19 protein-coding genes are annotated in these 17479 nt (G+C 67.6%); 12 read left to right on the top strand and 7 right to left on the bottom strand.

Annotated elements, in window-relative coordinates; all coding sequences use genetic code 11:
- The first annotated feature begins 99 nt into the window (after positions 1-99).
- The 4 genes from AC1D1A_RS13725 (at position 100) to AC1D1A_RS13710 (ending at position 3936) form a co-directional block, all read left to right on the top strand.
- Positions 100-888 carry an amino acid ABC transporter permease gene (locus AC1D1A_RS13725; RefSeq protein WP_018775513.1) on the top strand — a complete coding sequence of 263 codons (789 nt, stop codon included), beginning with the start codon at positions 100-102 and terminating at the stop codon, positions 886-888.
- The gene (locus tag AC1D1A_RS13720) at positions 885-1691 is read left to right on the top strand and encodes an amino acid ABC transporter ATP-binding protein (RefSeq protein ID WP_476858109.1); all 807 of its coding nucleotides are present in this window, start codon (positions 885-887) and stop codon (positions 1689-1691) included. Before AC1D1A_RS13725 ends, AC1D1A_RS13720 begins: the two co-directional genes overlap by 4 nt.
- Positions 1691-2746: a Gfo/Idh/MocA family protein gene (locus AC1D1A_RS13715; protein WP_476858110.1), complete on the top strand. Its 1056-nt coding sequence runs from the start codon at positions 1691-1693 to the stop codon at positions 2744-2746. The genes AC1D1A_RS13720 and AC1D1A_RS13715 overlap by 1 nt, the downstream gene beginning before the upstream one ends.
- A 68-nt stretch (positions 2747-2814) precedes the next feature.
- A complete protein-coding gene (locus AC1D1A_RS13710; protein WP_476858111.1) occupies positions 2815-3936 on the top strand; it encodes an NAD(P)/FAD-dependent oxidoreductase in 1122 nt (373 codons plus the stop codon).
- Between the two features lie 141 nt (positions 3937-4077).
- On the opposite strand, the gene AC1D1A_RS13705 is transcribed toward AC1D1A_RS13710, so the two are convergent.
- Positions 4078-4662 (bottom strand): hypothetical protein, encoded by a 585-nt coding sequence (locus tag AC1D1A_RS13705; protein WP_476858112.1) that lies wholly within the window; start codon positions 4660-4662, stop codon positions 4078-4080.
- 263 nt (positions 4663-4925) lie between these two features.
- Here AC1D1A_RS13705 and AC1D1A_RS13700 point away from each other — a divergent pair, with 263 nt between their 5' ends.
- The 5 genes from AC1D1A_RS13700 to AC1D1A_RS13680 all read left to right on the top strand — a co-directional run bounded on the left by AC1D1A_RS13700 (position 4926) and on the right by AC1D1A_RS13680 (position 8570).
- Positions 4926-5336 (top strand): TOBE domain-containing protein, encoded by a 411-nt coding sequence (locus AC1D1A_RS13700; RefSeq protein ID WP_476858113.1) that lies wholly within the window; start codon positions 4926-4928, stop codon positions 5334-5336.
- A complete protein-coding gene (modA, locus tag AC1D1A_RS13695; RefSeq protein ID WP_476858114.1) occupies positions 5333-6151 on the top strand; it encodes a molybdate ABC transporter substrate-binding protein in 819 nt (272 codons plus the stop codon). Before AC1D1A_RS13700 ends, modA begins: the two co-directional genes overlap by 4 nt.
- A 5-nt stretch (positions 6152-6156) precedes the next feature.
- A complete protein-coding gene (locus AC1D1A_RS13690; RefSeq protein ID WP_476858115.1) occupies positions 6157-6978 on the top strand; it encodes an ABC transporter permease in 822 nt (273 codons plus the stop codon).
- Positions 6975-8024, top strand: coding sequence for a sulfate/molybdate ABC transporter ATP-binding protein (locus AC1D1A_RS13685; RefSeq protein WP_476947936.1), 1050 nt, complete (start codon positions 6975-6977; stop codon positions 8022-8024). The genes AC1D1A_RS13690 and AC1D1A_RS13685 overlap by 4 nt, the downstream gene beginning before the upstream one ends.
- Positions 8025-8108: 84 nt before the next feature.
- Entirely contained in the window at positions 8109-8570 is a 462-nt protein-coding gene (locus AC1D1A_RS13680) for an SRPBCC domain-containing protein (protein ID WP_476887584.1), read from the top strand.
- 156 nt (positions 8571-8726) lie between these two features.
- Here the strand turns inward: AC1D1A_RS13680 and AC1D1A_RS13675 are convergent, their stop codons facing one another.
- The 6 genes from AC1D1A_RS13675 to AC1D1A_RS13650 all read right to left on the bottom strand — a co-directional run bounded on the left by AC1D1A_RS13675 (position 8727) and on the right by AC1D1A_RS13650 (position 15539).
- Complete coding sequence (locus AC1D1A_RS13675) at positions 8727-9887, bottom strand: glycerate kinase (RefSeq protein ID WP_476859927.1); 1161 nt, start codon at positions 9885-9887, stop codon at positions 8727-8729.
- Between the two features lies 1 nt (position 9888).
- A complete protein-coding gene (gene dctA / locus AC1D1A_RS13670) occupies positions 9889-11364 on the bottom strand; it encodes a C4-dicarboxylate transporter DctA (protein WP_476858119.1) in 1476 nt (491 codons plus the stop codon).
- A gap of 166 nt (positions 11365-11530) precedes the next feature.
- On the bottom strand, positions 11531-12628 hold the full coding sequence (locus AC1D1A_RS13665; protein ID WP_476947935.1) for a tartrate dehydrogenase: 1098 nt from the start codon (positions 12626-12628) through the stop codon (positions 11531-11533).
- 116 nt (positions 12629-12744) lie between these two features.
- Positions 12745-13677 carry a LysR family transcriptional regulator gene (locus AC1D1A_RS13660; protein ID WP_476871388.1) on the bottom strand — a complete coding sequence of 311 codons (933 nt, stop codon included), beginning with the start codon at positions 13675-13677 and terminating at the stop codon, positions 12745-12747.
- A 161-nt stretch (positions 13678-13838) separates the two neighbouring features.
- Positions 13839-14411 (bottom strand): MOSC domain-containing protein, encoded by a 573-nt coding sequence (locus AC1D1A_RS13655; protein WP_476947934.1) that lies wholly within the window; start codon positions 14409-14411, stop codon positions 13839-13841.
- A 114-nt stretch (positions 14412-14525) separates the two neighbouring features.
- Positions 14526-15539 carry a medium chain dehydrogenase/reductase family protein gene (locus tag AC1D1A_RS13650; protein ID WP_476931920.1) on the bottom strand — a complete coding sequence of 338 codons (1014 nt, stop codon included), beginning with the start codon at positions 15537-15539 and terminating at the stop codon, positions 14526-14528.
- Positions 15540-15662: 123 nt separating this feature from the next.
- On the opposite strand from AC1D1A_RS13650, the gene AC1D1A_RS13645 reads away from it, so the two are divergent.
- From AC1D1A_RS13645 to AC1D1A_RS13635, 3 genes are all read left to right on the top strand, one after another.
- Positions 15663-16082: an ArsR/SmtB family transcription factor gene (locus AC1D1A_RS13645; RefSeq protein WP_476931919.1), complete on the top strand. Its 420-nt coding sequence runs from the start codon at positions 15663-15665 to the stop codon at positions 16080-16082.
- 18 nt (positions 16083-16100) lie between these two features.
- Entirely contained in the window at positions 16101-16598 is a 498-nt protein-coding gene (locus tag AC1D1A_RS13640; protein WP_230009669.1) for an SRPBCC family protein, read from the top strand.
- Positions 16599-16687: 89 nt separating this feature from the next.
- Positions 16688-17476, top strand: a complete 789-nt coding sequence (locus tag AC1D1A_RS13635) for an alpha/beta fold hydrolase (protein WP_476947933.1) — start codon at positions 16688-16690, stop codon at positions 17474-17476.
- Positions 17477-17479 lie beyond the last annotated feature (3 nt).

Below are 17479 nucleotides of genomic sequence, written 5' to 3'. Positions count from 1 at the left end.
CATCGGCACGTCGGCACATAGCCCGGCTGCCACCTGACCGGGCGGGCCGCACTGCGCGGCCCGCCGGGTTCCACAAGCTATCTACGTCTGAGAGCAACCATGGACTGGTTAAGCACCATCACCCGCACCTTCTTCGACTTCGGCGCAATGGCCGAGGTCCTGCCCCAGCTTCTGGGAGTCGGTCTCCTCAATACCCTCATCATCTCCGTTGCGGCGACCATCATCGGCGTTGCCCTCGGCATGGTCGTCGCCGTGATGGGGATATCTCCCTCGCGGTGGCTTCGGGTTCCGGCCCGGATTTACACGGACCTCTTCCGCGGACTCCCCGCCATCCTGACCATCCTGCTGATCGGCCAGGGTTTCGCCCGCTTCAGCCAATCGATCTTCGGTCCCTCGCCCTACCCCCTGGGGATCATCGCCCTGAGCCTGATCGCCAGCGCCTACATCGGGGAGATCTTCCGCGCCGGTATCCAGAGCGTGGACAAAGGCCAGGGTGAGGCCTGCCGCGCGCTGGGCATGAGCTACGCGAAGTCCATGGCCCTGGTGGTGGTTCCGCAAGGAGTCCGCCGGGTCCTGCCAGCGCTGGTGAACCAGTTCATCGCGATCGTCAAGGACTCCTCGCTGGTTTATTTCCTGGGCCTGCTGGTCACGGAACGCGAGCTCTTCCGCGTGGGCCAGGACGCCGCCGTGCTTTCCGGCAACCTCTCGCCCCTGGTCATGGCCGGCATCTTCTACCTGCTGATCACGGTTCCGCTGACCCATCTGGTCAATTACTTCGATAACCGCTTCCGCACCGGCCGACGCCGCCCCGCCGCACCCAGCAGCGGTCTCAAGGAAGTCAAAGAACTCGCCGCGGCTTCACCGCTGACCACCGGGAGCAACACATGAGCCTCGCCAGCAACACCGCAAGCAGCACCAACACCGCCAGCAATGCCAAAGAATCAGTCCCGGACATCGAGACGTTCCACGGCTCCAGCCTGGAACTGAAGAACCTGACCATGGCCTACGGCGACGTCGAGGTGCTCCGCAATGTCAGCCTCAACGTCGCCCCGGGCACCACCACCTGCATCATCGGGCCCTCCGGCTCCGGCAAATCCACTCTCCTGCGCGGCGTCAACCGGCTTCACGAACCCAAGAGCGGGGACGTGCTCCTGGCCGGCGAGAGCGCCCTGCAGGTCAAACCGGACCTCCTGCGCAGCCGCATCGGCATGGTGTTCCAGCACTTCAACCTCTTCCCGGACCACACCGCCCTCGAGAACGTGGCGCTGGCCCTCTGGAGCGTCAAGGGCATGCCCAAGGCCGAAGCCAGGGAACGCGCCCGGCGCCGCCTAGCCGAGGTCGGTCTTGCCGAACGCGCCGACCACCGCCCCCGCGACCTCTCCGGCGGACAGCAGCAGCGCGTCGCGATTGCCCGAGCCCTGGCCATGGAACCGGAAGTCATGCTCTTCGACGAGGCCACCAGCGCCCTGGACCCGGAACTGGTCAAGGGCGTGCTGAACCTCATGGCAGGCCTGGGCCGCCGCGGCATGACCATGCTGGTGGTCACGCACGAGATGGGTTTTGCCCGCAAAGTCGCCGACCAGGTTGTCTTCATGGACGAAGGCGAGGTCGTCGAGTCCGGCACGCCCGCCGACCTCTTCGACAACCCGCAAAGCGAACGCCTCCAGCGATTCCTCTCGGAAGTGCTCTGATGGAGACCCTGAAGGGAAACACCGCGGCAGCACCCATCCGCACCGCCGTCGTGGGGTTCGGCATCTCGGGCAAAGTCTTCCACGCACCGCTGATCGCGGCGGATGCCAACTACTCGCTGGACGTGATCGTCACGGCGGATCAGGACCGCGCCTCGGAGGCGGCAAGGCTCTACCCGGACACCCGGATCGTCCCGACGCCGGAGGACCTGTTTGCGCTGTCCGGTGACCTCGATCTGGTGGTCCTCGGAACGCCACCGCTGACCCACTTCGACCTCGCCGCAACGGCCATCGCCCATGGCCTCCACGTGGTGGTGGACAAACCGTTCGTCACCACGCCGGGCCAGGGGCAGGAGCTCATCTCCCGGGCGGCCGACGCCGGCGTGCAGCTCACGGTATTTCAGAACCGGCGCTGGGACGCCGATTTCCTGACGCTTCAGAAGCTTATCGGGGAAGGAGCGCTGGGCGAGGTCCGCAGCTTCGAGTCGCGCTTCGAATGGTGGCGGCCGGAGGGCTTCGGAAACTGGCGGGACACCGCCGCCGTGCCCGATGGCGGCGGCATCCTCAACGACCTCGGTGCCCACCTGATCGACCAGGCCATCCAGCTCTTTGGCCCGGTGACCGAAAGCTACGGCGAAACGGCGAACCGCGGCCCGGATCCGGCCGGTGCCGACACCGAGGCCTTCGTGTCCCTGCTCCACGAATCCGGGGTCCGCTCACGGTTGTGGATGAACGGCATGACGGCGCAGGTCGGCCCACGCTTCCACGTCCTGGGCTCCCAGTCCGGCTACACGAAGTGGGGCCTGGACGGCCAGGAACCGGCCCTCGCGGCCGGAACGATACCCACGGAGCCGGGCTACGGCGTCGAACCCCAAACCCATTGGGGGACCGTGGGTGTCGACGGAGACCTGCGGCCAGTCGCATCTGAACCCGGCGCCTATCCGCTGTTCTATGCAGAGCTCGCGACTGCCCTCCGTGGCAAGGGCCCACTTCCGGTCGACCCCGAAGAGTCCCTCGACGTCCTGAGCGTCATCCAAAATATCCGCGCCTTCGCATAGCCCGCACACCGGCTCCCAGTGCCCCTCACGGACACCCCAGATACCTCTACTTTAGGAAAGGCAGACCCATGTCCTCCACGCCCTCAACCAAGCGCATCGCCGTCATCGGCGGCGGCATCCTCGGCGTCTCCACGGCCGTCCACCTGCTCCGCGACGGCGCCTCCGTCATCCTCCTGACCGAACACGGCCTCGCCAGCGAGGCCACCGGCCGCTCGCTCTCCTGGCTGAACTCCGCCGGAGAACGGTCCACACCGTACCACCAGCTCCGGGTCGCCGGCGTGGACCGCTACCGCACGCTCTTCGCCGCGGACCCCGGCCGGGACTGGCTGCAGTTCGGCGGTGGCCTCATGTGGAATCCCGCCGGCCAGGAAGCCGCCACGGAAGCCCGCCACCGCTACGAGAAATCCATCGGCTATGACTCGAAGCTTCTGACGCCCGGACGGGTTTCTTCAGCCACCCCCGGCATCGATCCGGCCGAAGTTCCGGAGAACGCCATCTTCAATCCCGGTGAGGGCTGGGTCAGCCTGCCCGATCTGGTGGACTTCCTGATGGAGGAGTTCCACGCCTTGGGCGGTGAACTCGTACTCAACGCCGGCAAGGTGTCCGTGACGGTCGACGGCGGCCGGGCCACCGGCGTCGAGACGGCCGCAGGCGAAACCCACGAGTCAGACGCTGTCCTCGTGGCATGCGGTGCCGCAACTCCCGCCGTCGTCGCCTCCCTCGGCGTCGAGATCCCCAACGGATCCCCGGTCTCCATGCTGGTGCTGACCAAACCCGTCGAGCACGAGCTGAAGGCCGTGCTGAACACCCCCCGGGCCGCCGTCCGGCCCAACCCCGGAAACACCCTTGCCCTGGACCACGACTGGTATGAAGGGCACATCGCCGAACACGCCGACGGCTCCTTCAGCATCCCCGATGACGTGGTCCAGGAACTCGCCGATGAAGCATCCAAGCTCATCGGCGGCAACCCCGACCTCAAACCGGCCTCCTGGAAGATCGGCTACAAGCCCATCCCGGGCGACGGCGAACCGGTCCTCGGCGAACTCGGCCAGGTGCCCGGCTGCTTCGTGGCCTTCACACACTCGGGGGCCACGCTGGGCCTCATCGCAGGAGAACTTCTCGCGGGCGAGATCATGACCGGCACGAAGCACCCGATGCTGGCCACCTTCCGGCCGGGACGCTTCTCCTAGCCAGAGCCACCGAGACTGCCAGGCAGGCAGGGACGGCGTTCACCGGCCCTGCCTGCCTAAGCCCCGTCCTGCTCCTGCGCCGGCGGGGCCGCCTTTGGGGCCAGATCCATGGTTGTCGGGCGCTTGGGGCCGGGCTTCGGGCTACGGACTGGGGGAGGGGCTGGGGGACCCGGTCCCGGATGGAGCGGTGGTGTTCCCGGGCAGCGTGGGTGACGGGCTGGCGGAGGCGGTCCCGGATCCGGGCGTCGCGGGCATGTACGACTGGTATTCGGGCAGCGTGGAGTCGAGGACCGGAAGCTGCAGCTCGGCCGACTTACCTGTGGAGTCCTCGCTCACCCGGACCGTGACCAGGGACCCGGGGGATCCCGTGGTGGGGTCCAGCATCATGGCCGGAGGCTGGGCCAAAGACGTTTCGCCGTTGGCCTTGACCGGAATCGATACCGTCGATCCGGAAGCGCCGGAGATGGTGACAACCGCGTCTTTGGCGGACGTGTTGAATACGGTGCCCATGATCCGTCCGGGCTGGTCCGCTCCGTGGGAGAGGATGAGCATGTCCGCCAGCTTCATCGGACCGACCACGGTGTTGATCCCGTTGGTCGCCGGCGTGATCTTCGTGGTTTCCGCGGGGTTGTCGGAGGAGCAGCCGGTTCCGGTCAGCAGCAGCACCCCCAACGTGAGGGCGGCGATCGCAGATCTGAATCCTGCCAGCAGGGTGGTGGGTGCCACGGCCGGCTCCTCTCGGCAGAAGCTGTCCGGTCACCTCCGATTATCGTCCCGGGCGGCGGGAAAATCGACCCGCCGTCGCTCCTGGTGGCCACCCAGCGGGCGGCGCCCGGCGGCGGCGCCACCGGCCGGCCTGAAATGCGCCTTGAGTTCGAGGATCCCGGGGGCCGGACCCGGCTGCACTTCGGATGACCCCAAACGAGGATTCTTTACTGATTTGCGGATCAGTTTCCCCATAATTGCCGCAAATAGGTGATTATGGAGTCATGCCGAAAATCCGCATCTCCGAAGCAGCACGATTTCTCGGGGTCAGTGACGACACCGTCCGGCGCTGGACCGAGAATGGGATCCTGACCCCGGTCAAGGATGACTCCGGCCGGCTGGCCGTGGACGGCCTGGAACTTGCCCACCTGGCCCGCGACCAGGCACAGCTTCCCGATGACCCCACCAAGATAGGCCGCTCCGCCCGCAACCGGTTCGTCGGCCTGGTCACGGGCATCACCGCTGACAAAGTCATGGCACAGGTTGAGCTGCAGTGCGGGCCCTTCCGCGTCGTGTCCCTGATGAGCAGCGAAGCCGTCCGGGAACTGGGCCTGGAGCTTGGATCCGTGGCGACCGCCGTGGTCAAAGCCACCACCGTCATCATCGAAACGCCCCACGGAAAGAGCATCATATGAGGACTGCCCGCAAGCACGTCACCGCACTGCTGGCGGCCGGCGCCCTGGCCGCGGGCGTGGCGGGCTGTGCCGCCGGCACGCCCCGGGCAGCCGGAACCGGTTCCAACTCCAGCGCCGGGGCCAGTGAGACCCCCACGCTGTCCGGAGCGATCACCGTGTACGCCGCGGCCTCGCTGAAATCGACCTTCACCAAGCTGGCCAGCGACTTCGAGGCGAAGAACCCCGGCACCAAAATCACTTTGAACTTTGCCGGCTCCTCGGACCTGGTCACGCAGATCACCCAGGGCGCCCCGGCCGACGTCTTTGCCTCCGCCGACACCAAGAACATGACCAAGCTGACCGATGCGGAACTGATCGACGGCGCCCCGGCCAACTTCGCCACGAACGTCCTGGAGATCGCGGTTCCGCCGTCCAACCCGGCATCGATCAGCTCCTTCGCCGACCTCGCCAAACCGGGTGTGAAGGTGGTGGTCTGCGCACCGCAGGTTCCCTGCGGCGCCGCTGCCGAGACCGTCGAAAAAGCCACCGGCACCACCCTGGCGCCGGTCAGCGAGGAATCGTCCGTCACGGATGTCCTGGGCAAGGTCACCTCGGGTGAGGCCGACGCCGGGCTGGTCTATGTCACGGATGTCAGGAACGCCGGCGACAAGGTCAAAGGCATCCCCTTCGCCGAGTCGGAACAGGCCGTAAACACCTACCCGATCGCCACCGTCGGCACGAGTAAGAACAAGGAGCTCGCCGCTGCCTTCATCGCCGCGGTCACCGGCGGCGAGGGCAAGACGGTGCTGAGCGACGCCGGATTCGGCACCCCGTAAACGGCATGCACAGGCGCAGCGGCACCGGGTACACAGGCATCCCGGCATGGATTTACGCCATCGCGGCAGCAGGGGCACTCTTCGTCCTGCTGCCGCTGGTTGCAATGGTCGCCAAGGTCAACTGGTCCCAGTTCATCCCGCTGATCACCTCCGAATCCTCACTCACCGCGCTCGGCCTGAGCCTGCGTACCTCCGCGGCGAGCACCGCCTCCTGCATCGTCCTCGGCGTGCCGCTCGCACTCATCCTGGCCCGAAGCCCGTTCCCGGGCCAGCGCCTGCTCCGGGCCTTCGTCCTGCTGCCGCTGGTCCTGCCCCCCGTGGTGGGAGGCATCGCCTTGCTCTACACCTTCGGCCGCCAGGGACTGCTGGGCAAAAGCCTGGAACTGGCCGGAATCCAGATCGCCTTCTCCACCACCGCGGTCGTCCTCGCCCAGACGTACGTTGCCCTGCCGTTCCTGGTGGTCAGCCTCGAAGGCGCCCTGCGCACCGCCGGCAACAAGTACGAGGCGGTCGCCGCGACCCTCGGGGCGCGCCCGGGCACGGTGCTGCGCCGGGTGACCATCCCGCTGGTGCTCCCCGGCCTGGCCTCCGGCGCCGTTCTGTCCTTCGCCCGCAGCCTGGGCGAATTCGGTGCCACCCTGACCTTCGCCGGCAGCCTGCAGGGCGTCACCCGCACCCTGCCGCTGGAAATCTATCTGCAGCGAGAAACCGACGCCGACGCCGCCGTCGCGCTCTCCCTCCTGCTGGTCGCCGTGGCGGTGGCCGTCGTCGGGCTCTCCTACCGGCGCCCGCGCCTTGGCGTGGCACCGGAAGGAGCACTCCGGTGACCTTTCAGCTGGACGCAACCCTTGCCGCGCGGGGCTTCGAGGTCTCCTTCAGCCTCGGACCGGCCGAGACAATCGCCATCCTCGGGCCCAACGGGGCCGGTAAATCGACGCTCCTCTCGATCATCTCGGGCCTGCTGCGCCCCGATGCCGGCAAAGCCATGATCGGCGAAAAAGTCCTCTTCGACCTGAGCGCGGACACCAACATCTGGCGCGCCCCGCACACCCGGGGCACGGCGCTGCTGGCCCAGGAAGCCCTCCTGTTTCCGCACCTCAGCGCACTGGACAACGTCGCGTTCGGGCCACGCAGCGCCGGCGCCTCCAGCGCCGCGGCCCGCGAAACGGCCATGCACTGGCTCACCGAAGTCGACGCCGGCTCCCTCGCCTCGCGGCGCCCCGGACAGCTCTCCGGCGGACAGGCCCAGCGGGTGGCCGTGGCCCGCGCCCTCGCCGCCGACCCCGACCTGCTGCTCCTCGACGAGCCCATGGCCGCGCTCGACATCCATGCCGCCCCGCTGCTCCGCCGGCTCCTCAAGCGCGTCCTCGCCGGCCGCCGGGCCATCATCATCACCCACGACATCCTCGACGCCCTCATGCTGGCCGACAGGGTGATCGTCCTCGAGGACGGCCGGATCACCGAACAGGGCCCCACCCGCGAAGTCCTGGAAAAACCGCGCAGCCGGTTCGCCGCCGGACTGGCCGGGCTGAACCTGGTGGCGGGGACTGTCAGCGACGCCGGGGTGACCACCGCCGAGGGCATGGTCGTCGCGGGCCACCGGGACGAGACCATCGAGCCCGGGCAGGACGGAGTAGCGGTCTTTCCGCCCTCGGCGGTATCGGTGTTCCTCACCGAAGAGCACGGCAGTCCGCGAAACTCATTCCAAGTGATCATCACGGACCTGGAGCCCCACGGCGATCAGATCCGTGTCCGTGCCGGTCGACTCTCCGCCGACATCACCCCGGCCGCGTCAGCCGACCTCGGCCTCATCCCCGGAATGAGCGTCTACTTCGTCATCAAGGCCGCCGCCATCGCGATCTACCCGGCCTAGGGAGCTTCCGCACGTTCCGCCCGGCGGAGTAGTCTCGGTGCCGGGCGCTGCCGGCGCCGAGCGACTCCGCGAGGAAAGGAAGCTATGCCTGGAATGTATGTGGCGACCTCGACCATCACCATCGGGGCGCCCGCGAGCCGCGTATGGTCCGTGATCACCGATCCCGATGCCGCCAAGGAGTTCATGTTCGGCACCGAACTCGTGACCGACTGGACGGTAGGCGGACCCATCCTGTGGCGGGGCACCTGGGACGGCAAGGAGTACGAGGACAGGGGCAGCATCCTCGAGTTTGAACCCGGACGGCGGCTTGTTGTCACGCACTTCAGCCCGTTGAGCGGCCAAGCGGATGCGCCGGAGAACTACCACACGCTGACCTGGACGCTCGAGGACCAGGCCGGTGCCACGCAACTGACGCTCGCCCAGGACAACAACGCCAGTGCCGAGGACGCCGACCACTCCAAGGGCATGTGGGACAGCCTGGTGAAGAGCGTGAAGGCGATCGCCGAGCGGGAAGAGTCAGGGCGGGAAGAGCCAGGGCGCGATTAGGCAGTAGGACCGCGGGGCCAGATTCCGCTACTGCTGACAACGGCCCGCCGTTGGGCGGACAGCAAGCGGACATCAAAGGGAACGCTACAGGAACGCGACAGGAACGCCCGCCCGGGTTTCCCCCGGCGGGCGTTCCCCTCGTCGGCGGAAGAGCGCCTACAGCAGGCTTGCCGCGATGTCCCTCCCGATCCTCTGCAGCAGGGCGGCGGAAAGTCCGGGGTCTTTGGCGGAGTCCTGGTCGGTGTACTCGGCCAGGGTGTAGACCCGGGTGAGCGCCAGTTCGGACCACCTTTCCCGGGGGAGGAGGGAACGGCCGGCCACCGCGATGATCGGGCGGGTTCCCGACCTCCGGGCGACGGCGGCGGGAAGCTTGCCGGCGAGGGTCTGTTCGTCGATGCTGCCTTCGCCGGTGATGACGACGTCGCAACTGTCCCTGCGGTTGTTGAAATCGAGCAGGTCCAGGAAGTAGTCGGCGCCCGAGACCTGCTTGGCGCCCAGCAGCAGGCAGGCGAAGCCGATCCCGCCGGCGCTTCCGGCGCCCTCGCGCTGCGCAAGTTCGGCGGCGTCCTCAAACCCGGCGTCCGTCAACGTGGCGACGAGGTGCGCCAGCCCGTGCTCCAGTGCCGCAACGTCCTGCGGTCCGGCGCCCTTTTGGGGTCCGAAGACCGCCGGCGCGCCGCCGGGCCCGAGCAGTGGATTGTGGACGTCGCTGGCGACCACGAGTTCCGTGCTGTCCAGTTCGGGGAACCTGGTCCGGCGGATGGTGTGGATCTGCGCCAGTGACTCTCCGCTGCCGTGGAGCTGCCGGCTGCGGGCGTCGTGGAAGCCGTAGCCCAGGGCGGTGAGCATTCCCATGCCGCCGTCGGTGCTGGCACTTCCGCCCAGCGCCAGGACGATCCTGACCGGGTTGAGACTGAGGGCGAACAGGATCGCTTCCCCAAAGCCCCGGCTGGAGGCCGCCAAGGGTTCCAGCTGGCCCGCCGGCAGGAGCGCCAGACCGCAGGTGTTGGCGACCTCGACGACGGCGGTGGTGCCGTCAAACGCGATGCCGGCCGGGACAGGCTGGCCGGTGGGCCCGGTGACAGTGTGGCGGTGCCGGGTGAAGCCGGCGGCGACGGCGGCGTCCACACTGCCGTCCCCGCCGTCGGCCAGGGGAAGCAGCTCGCAGTGGACCGCTCCGGCCCCGCCGGTGGAGCCGGCTCCGGCGCGGAGCCCTGCGGCCAGGGCGTCGGCCACCTCGCCGGCCGTGAGGCTGCCTTTGAACTTGTCCGGTGCGATGAGGGTCCGCACGGTTTTCGGGGCGGTGGTGTTGAACATGTCAGATGGTTTCCGAGTAGGCGGGGCGGCGGGTGTCCTTGGCCGTCGAATCGGCATCGGCGGCTTCTGTGCGCTCCGGGTGGTTGTCCGGGTGCGTGTGGTGGCCGTATTCGATCAGGTCATCGTCGATGTCGCCGTAGCCGTCCGGGAGGATCGGATCCTCGCTGGGCAGCGGCTCAACAGTTTCGCCGTTGAAGACGCGGCGGACGCGGTCCTCGTCCAGGGTGCGGTCCCACCAGGCGATGAACAAGGTGGCGACGGCATTACCGGTGAAGTTCACCAGGGCCCGGCACTCAGACATGAACTTGTCGATGCCGAAGATAAGCATGATGCCGGCGGCAGGGATGGTGCCGAGCGTGGCCAGGGTGGCGGTCAGGGCGATGAAGCCGCCGCCGGCGACGCCTGCCGCGCCCTTGGAGGTGAGCAGCATGACCGCGATGAGGCCCAGTTGCTGGCCGATGGTCAGGTTCGTGTTGGTTGCCTGGGCGATGTAGACGGCGGCCAGCGAAAGGTAGATGGCGGCGCCGTCGAGGTTGAAGCTGTAGCCCGTGGGGACCACGAGCCCGACCGTTTCCTTCTTCACACCGGCGTGCTCGAGCTTGCGCATCAGGCCAGGGAGGGCCGGTTCGGCAGTGGAGGTGCCCAGAATGAGCAGGTACTCCTCTTTGAGGTGGCGGATCATCTTGAAGATGTTCAGCTTCAGGAAGGCCATGACGGACCCGAGGACCACGACGACGAAGAGGATGGAGGTGGCGTAGAAGAGGGCGATCAGCCCGCCCATGCTGGAGAGGGAGGAGACGCCGTACTTGCCGACGGCGAAGGCCATCGCGCCGAACGCGCCCAGCGGGGCGGCCTTCATGATGAAGCCCAGGATTTTGAACATGACCCCGGTGAGGCGCTGGACGCCGTCCAGGACGGGCGCCCCGACCTTGCCCATGGCGTTCAGCGCAACGCCGAAGATCACGGCGATGAAGATGATCTGGAGGATGTCGCCTTCCACGAAGGGCGCGACGACGCTGGTGGGGATGATGTGGGTCAGGAACTGCCACCATTCCTGGTGGGCGCCGGCGTCGATGAGTTTGGCCGCGGAGTCCGTCGTCTTGATAGCGCTGGCGTCTGCGTTGACGCCGTCGCCGAGGCGGAAGATGTTGATGGCGACCAGGCCAAAGAGCAGGGCAAAGATCGTGCCGATCTGGAAATACGTCAGGGCCTTCAGCCCGGTCATGCCGACCTTCTTCAGATCCGCGACGCTGGCGATGCCGCCGACGATGGTCAGGAACACGATCGGGCCGATCAGCATTCTCATGGCGTTGACGAAGGTGGTGCCGATCGGTTCCATGGCAATGCCCGCGGCCGGGGCCAGCCAGCCCACCAGAATGCCGAGGACGATGCCGGTCAATACCCAGAAGTACAGCTGCCTGTACCAGCGTTTCTTGGGGGCCGGGATTTCCGTGCCCGCGGTGGTGATGTGTCCCATGATTCCTACCTCATTGTGGAATGTCTCTGGAGATGCTTTAAGTGTGGGGGTTTGCACGGGGCGGGTGCCAGTTCGGCGCAGCCGCCCCGTGCAGTGTGTAGCGTTCGACGGCGGCCGCGCGGCCGGCGTCGTCCGTTTCAGTGCGCCGCAGCGCTGGACGGAAGCGTTAGACGGCCGCCAGGGTGCGGGCCAGGGCCTCGACGATGGCGTCGGTGACGTCCGCGGTGGTGGCGTCGCCGCCGACGTCGCGGGTCAGGTGGCCGGCGCCGGTTGCCTCTTCGATGGCGGCCTCGACGCGGCAGGCTTCCTCGTGCAGGCCGAAGTGGTCCAGCATCAGGGCTGCGCTGGCGATCGCGCCGATCGGGTTGCTGATGCCCTTGCCCGCGATGTCCGGGGCCGAGCCGTGCACCGGCTCGAACATGGACGGGAAGCGGCGCTCCGGGTTCAGGTTTGCGCTGGCCGCCAGGCCGAGGCTGCCGGCAAGGGCCGAGCCGAGGTCGGAGAGGATGTCGGCGTTCAGGTTGGAGGCGACGACCACGGAGAGGTCTTCCGGGTGCAGGATGAACTTGGCGCTCATCGCGTCGACCAGGACGCTCTCGGTGGCGACATCGGGGTAGTCCAGGGCAACCCGCTGGAAGGTTTCGTCCCAGAGGACCATGCCGTACTGCTGGGCGTTGGACTTGGTGACGGAGGAGACCTTCTTCACCGTGCGGGTCCGGGCCAGATCGAACGCGAAGCGGATGATGCGCTCGCAGCCTTTCTCGGTGAACAGCGCGGTCTGCAGGGCGACCTCGTTGCCCGGGCCGCGGCCGCTGAGGTTCCGCCCGCCGAGGCCGGCATACTCGCCTTCGCTGTTTTCGCGGACCACAATCCAGTCGAGCTCGGTGGTGTCGGCCTTGCGCAGCGGGGACTGGATGCCCGGGAGGAATTTCACCGGACGGATGTTCGCCCACTGGTCAAAGTTCTGCGTGATATTCAGGCGCAGGCCCCAGAGGCTGATGTGGTCCGGGACGTTTTCCCAGCCGACAGCGCCGAAGTATATGGCGTCGAAGTCCTTGAGGGTGTCCAGTCCGTCGGGGTCCATCATCTGGCCGGTCTTGGCGTAGTACTCGCAGCCCCATGGGAACTCGGTCCATTCGAAGGCGAACTTGCCGCCGGAATTCTGCGCCAGGGCGTCCAGGACCCGGCGTCCGGCGGAGACGACCTCTTTGCCGACTCCGTCTGCGGGGATTGAAGCGATGCTGAATGTCTGGGTGGCGCTCATGTGCCTACCTCCTCGTTGAGTGTGTTAGCAGCGTCACACTGCCTTCCTCTTCAAGTAGACGGGCCGGCACCACATGCCGTCCAAGACCAAGATCCGATCCGCTAGATAGGTTCAGCCTATTGATGATGCGCCGGGGGAGGCGTTTCTGTCCCTCCTTGCGGTTGCGGGGCCGCGTGCAGCCGCGCCACCGCCAGGAAGGACCGGGCTGCGGGGGTCAGGTCGTCCCTCCGGCTGAGAACGGCAACATCCAGGTAGGACACGGGTTCGATCAGCAGCGTCCGCAGCCCCGATTTGTGGGCCAGAGGCGCCCATGACGACGGCATCACGGCGTGGCCGACCCCGGCCAGGACCAACGGCAGGATCGAGGTCCGGTGGGCGACCTCGACGACGATTTCGGCGTCGATCCCCCGCGCCAGTGCGTCGTCCACAAGCCAGCGCATCAGCGAACCGCGCTGGCTCGCGACCAGACGGTGGCCGGCCAGCTCCTCGCGTTGGATCGTTGTTGCGGCGCCAAACGTATCGGACTGGGGATTGACGAGAAGGATCAGCGGCTGGCGATCGAGCTCCAACACCTCAACGCCGGGAACCTTGATGGGCGTGGGGGAGCCTGCCAGCCCGATCTCCGTGCTGCCGCTTCGGACAGACTCGATGACGTCCTCCGGGGTGAAGGCGGCGCTGACATTGAGCCTGACCAGGGGATGCGCCCGGGTGAAGGCGGCGATCATCGAGGACAGGGGCTCGATCCCGGGCGAGGGCATCGTGACGATGTCCAGCCGTCCGCTGCGCAACCCACGCACCGACTGCACCGCGGACTGCGCAGCATCGAGGTTGCGCATCACGAGCCGGGCCGGCCCGATCAGCTCCTTGCCCGCCTCGGTGAGCACCGCCCGCCGCCCGATCCGGTGGAAGAGCGGCACGCCCAGCTCCTTCTCGAGGGCGGCGATGGTCTGCGAGAGCGATGGCTGGGCGATGAGCAGGTGCTCCGCGGCCCGGCTGAACCCGTCGTGGTCAACAACAGCCAGAAAATACTTCAGCTTTCGGGTGTCCACCCTGGCTCCTTCACCGGTTTTTGCGCTTGACGGTTGCCGTGCGGCCGCCTGATCGATGAGTCCGAGCCTATTTCCTGCCGACGATTCGGATGAGCATTTGTTCCACATCCGCGGCAAAGAACATGATCGCCGTCGTCCGTGCCGCTCGCGTCTCCGCCGCGCTACGGCAGCCGGGAGGGGCGCAGCAGCGTGGGGACGCCGGCCTGCCCGGGGTCGAGCGGGACGGGGCTGACCAGCACGGCCGGGCCGCGGCTCAGGAGGCCGGTCGAAAGCGGCTGGCAGCGCACGCCTCCCCGGCCGCGCATGGCGGCGTGCGCGCCGGGGGCAAGCATCCGGTCCATCCAGGCGCAGGGGTGGGCTGGCCGTCCGGCCCGGAGCCGGACCACGTTGCCCCTCGACTCGAGCGCGAACTCTTCGCCGAGCAGGGGAGCGAGCTGGGCGCCCCGGAGGACCACATTGCGCCGGGTCAGGAGCGGGTCAAAGGGGCCGGCTGCCAGTTCCTTGGCCATCGCCTCGAGGGCCTCGATCGAGAGGAGGGTGACGGCGGCGTCCATGTGCGCGGCCTTGCCGAAGAACCGGTCGCCGACGATGCCCTTGCCGGCCACCAGCTCCACTTGGTCCGCGTCCGTCGTGGGGATCTGCGCCGCACCATCGCGGGCGCGGCCGAAGTAGGCGTGTGCCGGCGAGACAAGGAGGTGCAGAATCTCGACGTCGTACCTGTAGCTTGCCGTCATGCCCTAAAACTATCCTCCCTCGCAGCGCCGGCGCGCCAAGTCGCCGGAAACGTGCGGACACGCCGTAACCTTGCGGCGATCTCGCAAGCTTCCCGCGAACTCGGCGGGGCCTCATCAGGGTACGAGCACGATCTTCCCTTTCGACGCGGTGCTCCCCAGCAGCTCATGGGCGCGGCGAACGTCGGAAAGCGGCAGGCGCTCGGCCACCACCGGGTGAATCTCGCCGCGGCGAAGCAACTCGAGCAGCGCGAAGAAGTCTGCCCTGAACCAGTCCTGGTGGTGGATGCGCAGCTTCTGGATCCGGTAGGACAACACTTTTCGGCGGGGTGACAGCCAGCCCCAGAGGGCGACGCTCCCCGTTGCCGCGTACCAGGCGATCACGCCCGGCCAGTTCTTGCGCCCCTGCGCGATGGTGGCGTAGCGGCCAAACACAACGAGCCGACCGCCGGGCCGCAGCGCGCGGAAGGAGCGCAGAGACAACGGCCCACCGATCCCGTCGAGGGCAATGTCTACGCCGTCGCCGGTGAGCCCGCGCACCCGGGCCAGGAAATCCTCGTTCTGATAGTCGATCGCCACCGCGCCCAGCCGCTCAACTGCCGCGCGGTCCCGGCCGGAGGCGGTCCCGTAGAGGCGGAGGCGGGCCAGTGCTCCGAGCTCGAGGATGGCGGCCCCTACCCTGCCTGCCGCGCCGTGAACCAGAACACTCTCCCCGGGCTTCGCCTGGGCCGTCCGGTGCAGCAGCTGGTAGGCGGTCATGTAGGGGAAGACGAGGCTTACGACCTCGGCCGGGTCGAGGTCCTCAGGCACATCCACCGCGTATGCCTCCGGCACACAGACGCGCTCGGCGTTGGCGCCCCACACCGTCAGCGCGCCGATGCGGTCCCCGACCCGTACCCGCGAGCAACCGGGCCCGAGCTCATCAACGATGCCGACGAGCTCATAGCCGGGCGTGAAAGGCGGCTTCGGTCCGCCGAGGTAGGTGCCGGCGCGCAGCTGGGCGTCGGTGAAAGAGACCCCCGAAGCCAGGACCCTGACGCGGACTTCGCCCGGGCCGGGCCGTGGATCGTCGACCTCCACCACCTGCAGGACCTCGGGGCCGCCGAAGCGGTCGATCACCACACGCTTCATGGGCTCACTCTACGCTCGGCACACGCTCCGCACACCGGCCTCTTGCCGCCCGGTCCTTGTCTCCACCGGGGTCGTTTCGTGAACCATTGACACCCCCGAACGGCCGGACTATCCTACAACCAAATGGTTGTAGATCAGCTCAGAACCCAGCTCAACGACGACGAACTCGACCGCCTTTTCCACGCATTCGCCGACGCGACCCGCAGGGACATCGTGCGCCGGGTGACAGTGGGCGAGTACTCGGTCTCCGGGCTCGCCGCCCTCTACGCCATGAGTTTCGCGGCCGTCCAGAAGCATGTGGCGGTGCTGGAACGCGCTTCCCTTGTCTCGAAGGAGAAGCGGGGAAGGGAGCAGATCGTGCGGGCCAACCATGACGGCCTGCAGCGGGCCCGCCGCCTGCTGGACGACTACGAGGTCATTTGGCGCCAGCGCGCCGACCGGATTGCGGACCTGCTTGCCGAAGGGGCCGCCCCGGAACCTGACGAGACGCAGGCAGGCGCCAGACCAATCAAGAAATCGCAAGGCCAAGCTGAAGGAAACTGAAGGATAGGAGAGTTCGTCATGACGGTTGTCAGTTCAGTCAAGAATCTTGAGGCGCTGAGCCTCACCGTGGTCGCCGAGTTCGATGCCGGAGTGGGGCGCGTCTGGCAAATCTGGGAAGACCCGCGCCAGCTCGAGCGCTGGTGGGGGCCGCCCACGTGGCCGGCCACCTTCGAGAAGCACGAGTTCGTCCCGGGCGGCGAGGCCAGCTACTACATGACGGGACCCGAGGGGGAGAAGGCCCGCGGCTGGTGGCGGTTCGTGACCATCAACGCCCCGCACCGGCTGGAGTTCGATGATGGCTTCGCGGACGACAACGGCGACCCCGTGGCCGATATGGGAACGATCCACGGAGTTGTGACACTGGAGCCAATCGGCGACCGCACCCGAATGACCATCCTGTCCACCTTCGAGGCGGAGGAGCAGATGGAGAAGATCGTCGCCATGGGCATGGAAGAAGGCATGAGGGAGGCGCTGGGCCAGGTCGACGCGATCATCGCCGAGTCCGTCAACGCCTGACCTGCAACGCAACACGACGACGGCGGGAATCTCCCGCCGTCGTCCGCAAGGCCCTGTTCAGCCCGGTATTAGCGGCGGTAACATGCCATGTGACTTTCACCCACGGTTACGCGGCCAACGGCGACCTCCGCATGTACTACGAGGTCCACGGTCACCCGCGGGTCGGCGAGCCCCCGCTGTTGCTGATTCCCGGCGGAGGCTCGAGCATCGAGACCAATTTCGCCGGCCTCATCCCCGCGCTGCTGGCCGAGAGCCTGCAGGTGATCGCCGTCGAAGAGGAAGGCCACGGCCGGACCGCGGCTACCGCCCGGCCGCTCACCGCCGAAGGATCGGCAGGGGACATCAAGGCCGTGCTCGATGAGCTCAACGTGGACTCCGTGGACGTGCTCGGGTTCAGCGCCGGGGGCCACACCGCGCTCGCGCTGGCCATGAGGCATCCGTCCATGGTGCGGTGCCTGATTGCCGCCTCCACCTTCGCCAGCCGCGACGCTGTGGGCGATGAATTCTGGGAGGGGATGGAAAAGGCAACCCTCGATGACATGCCGGAGGTGTACCAGGACGCGGACCGCCGGCTGAACCCGGAGCCCGGACACCTCGAGCGGATGTTCGAACTGGACCGCCAGCGGATCCTGAGCTTCCCCGGATGGTCGGACGAGGACCTGCGCCGCATCACGGCCCGGACCCTGGTGCTGAGCGCCGACCGCGACGTCGTCAGCGCTGACCACGCCGTGCGGATGTCACGGGTCATTCCCGGGGCGCGCCTGATGATCGTGCCGGGTACCCACGGCGATTATTTGGGCGAGCTGGCCGCGAGCGGGGGCGACCTGCGGGCCATGCGGACCACTCTCCCGTACCTGCTGCGGTTCCTGGAGGAGTAGGGG

The organism is Arthrobacter sp. P1_B9, from assembly GCF_056406495.1.
Note: the sequence above shows the minus strand (reverse complement) of the source record. Positions and strands in the feature narration are given on the sequence as shown.